The 487-nt window shown below is 63.7% G+C and carries 1 protein-coding gene; it reads left to right on the forward strand.

Annotation, left to right across the window (positions count from 1 at the left end):
• Nucleotides 1-477: transposase (locus JMJ55_RS30500; RefSeq protein WP_202829354.1), on the forward strand; the 477-nt coding region annotated here is incomplete at its 5' end.
• Between the last annotated feature and the right edge of the window lie 10 nt (nt 478-487).

A 487-nucleotide genomic window follows, 5' to 3' on the forward strand; every position in this document is an offset into this window, starting at 1 on the left:
GTCCGTGATGCGGCCGAGTTTGCGGCGGTGCTGCCGAGCGAGCCGGGGAAGGTTTATGGTGACAGTGCCTTCGGCGGCTCGCGTTCCACCTATGCGATCCGTGCAAAAGGTGGACAACCTGCCGTGGTCGGAACCGGGACCTGGGGCGGAGCAGAAGCATTGAGGCGGCTGGAGGCCCATAATGCCAAGGTCCAGCGTATCCGCTGCCGAATCGAGAAGGTGTTCGGTACCTGCAAGCGCAGCTACGGCCTGCGGCGAATGCGCTGGATCGGGCTCGCTCAAGCGGGGCTGCAGGTCCACCTCGCCGCCGTCGCCTACAATCTACGGCGCACGCTTACCCTGCTGAAGCCTGCTGCGACCTGGCACAGGACGAGTCTGCCTGGACCATGCATTGCCATTCATAATGACGATGCTGTCGGACAGCAGCGTCAGGTCGAGTGGGTTATGACGACGCAGGTGCCAGCCGCGTCGCGGTAAGTACATCCGC

It is taken from the genome of Belnapia mucosa (assembly GCF_016775475.1).
In the GTDB taxonomy this organism is placed as follows: domain Bacteria; phylum Pseudomonadota; class Alphaproteobacteria; order Acetobacterales; family Acetobacteraceae; genus Belnapia; species Belnapia mucosa.